We start from the raw sequence: 2402 nt of genomic DNA, 5'->3' as shown, positions 1-2402 counted from the left end.
TGATCATTTTTGTTGGGTGCCTTCTTTTTCGAGGCGCTTTGGGTCAAGTGAAGCCAGTGACCGCCAATTTGACAGAATTGCACCCTAATAATGTGCAGTTAACTGCAAACTGTCGGGGCGATACCTTTCTATTTCAGGTTACCATAACCAGTCCGCACAGGACATTCTGTTATTAGCACTGCCGCCGCTCCGAAACCATCCTTACACCGAGACGAAACCTCTGACTCAAGGGCGGTATGGAGCGACAAAAACGGTCTATATTCGTGATAATTTGTGCTCCATTCTGGTTTTATTTTGGTAAAATGTATCAATTCGTTTGCTCGGTCAAGAAAAAGCAACAAAAAGCCACACGATCGCAAACCGTTCTAACTTTGGGGCACAGGCAGTGCACTGGAGGAGTTTCATCCAATCGAAAAACCGCTGAATTGCGCCGGGTTCTCTGGAAGCTTCGATCCCTGGATAGGGTGAGGCCAAGGTAAAAAACAGCAAACAAACATCCTTTTGGAGCCCACAAACTTGCGGCGGGAGCCGGACAGCCAAGAGTGGTAAAATTCTGGTGCGAACCTTTTCAGTGCAGGAAACGTTCATGACTATTCGCACATGCCCTTCACCTTGATGAACATCTGGCCCGTTTCATAGCCGTTTTCACATGGTCCCTTTCGCCTTTGCGTAGCTTCACATTGTAAAAGACTCATCAAGAAGCCGACCCCGAAATCGGCGAACATTGGTTAATGTGGCCGCTTACTCGAACTCTTCAAACGTCTCTCTGACAACATCATCCACGGTCACGGCCCGCAATCTGCTGCCATCGTTGTCGCAGGCATCCTCTAAGGCTTGCCAAAGATGGTCCATTTGCAAAAATGGTTGAAAGCTCGTGCCGGCAGATCTCAATGCGGCGGAAATTCTGGGGCGTAAAGTGTCTGATGCATAGGTTCTGTTGGCTAATTATCTTCATAACCCTGACGGGGTGTGCGGCGAAAACCTACAATGAAATTGACATCATGCCTTCGCCAACGGTCTTTGCCAATGGCACGCTTGACCCGTTCGGGGATGTGACCGAGGGTAATTTCGAGTCGCGGGCGCGTCTGTTTTACGCAACCGACCGCCAGCCCGCAGAACCGGACGACCCGCAGAAAAGCTACAATAATGCACGGGGGCACGTGCTGCGGGCGGGTGTCGCGCAGATTGCGTCGGACCCGCCGCTTGAAAGCTGGGAAAACGCAAGGCGCATAACGCTCGCCGCGGCGCGGGATCGGGACTATAGGCTGCGGGTGGTGGGCGTGACCGAGACCGGCATTCTGCCGTTCAGCGCTATCAATTACATGGATACGCCACCCAGCCGTGCCGAAGTCGAAGCCGCCGGCAGCCATTTTGCGTCACAAATCAGTGCGCAATTGGCACAATCGGCCAACAAGGACATTTTCATCTACATTCATGGCTATAATGTGGATTTCGACTATTCCACTCTGGTCTCAAGCCAGTTGCAACATTTCCTGGGCTATCAGGGCGCTTTCATCAGTTACAACTGGACAGCAACCCCAAGTACGCTGGCCTATTTCCGCGATCAGGAATCGGCGCTGGCCTCGCGACGCTATCTGCGCGAGCTGATTGCCTTTCTCTCGGCCCTTACCGATGCCCGTCGCATCCACCTGATTGGCTACAGTGCCGGGACAAGGCTGGCATTTGACGCCGCCTATCAAATTGCTTTGGGGGCCGAGGGAAACGCGCGGTTGGGCAAGCTCATCCTGATCGGCAGCGATCTGGATCGCGCTTATTTCATTCATGCTATCGAGGACGGTCTTCTCGATGCGGTTACGGACCTGACGATCTATCAGTCGCAAACGGATTCCGCGCTGGCGATGTCTAGGCTTGTTTTTGGCCGCAAGCGCGTCGGAGAGACTTCGCCGCCCGGCGAAGCAGTGCCTGCGGTGCAAGCGGAGCTGGCCCGGACCCCAAGGCTGCATGTCATCGACGTGACGGATGCCGAAGAGGCGGGCACTGGCAACGGGCATTGGTACTTCCGATCTTCACCATGGGCCAGCAGCGATCTTTTCCTGTCATTGCTGACCAACAAAGACCCCGCCGCGCGCGGACTGGTGCGCGCACCCGGCGAAGTCATCTGGCGTTTTCCAGACGATTATCCGCAAAGGATCAGGGAACTGGGGCGTTTGTACTGAAGGAAAGGAACCGTCTGGTTATCCCCGTCTATTCTCTATTCTGATCAGCTTGCCACACGAGGCTCCCTCGGATCACATCGAAACTCTTATGTAAGGTCATCCATAGGTCAGACTTATGACGTTGAAGGTATAATCGATTTTTCTTGGCATATTAATCTGTCAAGATACCATTGCTCAAATGTGAATTTTACGCCGCGCAAGAATGGCGAACCTGTCAAACAATTC

General features: G+C 53.0%; 1 protein-coding gene. It reads left to right on the top strand.

Going from position 1 to position 2402, the window contains the following annotated elements; translation table 11 throughout:
* The first annotated feature begins 1001 nt into the window (after positions 1-1001).
* The gene (locus tag ACR0AD_RS21075) at positions 1002-2177 is read left to right on the top strand and encodes an alpha/beta hydrolase (protein WP_480484963.1); all 1176 of its coding nucleotides are present in this window, start codon (positions 1002-1004) and stop codon (positions 2175-2177) included.
* Positions 2178-2402 lie beyond the last annotated feature (225 nt).

Source organism: Ruegeria sp. BH8, assembly GCF_056538065.1.
Note: the sequence above shows the minus strand (reverse complement) of the source record. Positions and strands in the feature narration are given on the sequence as shown.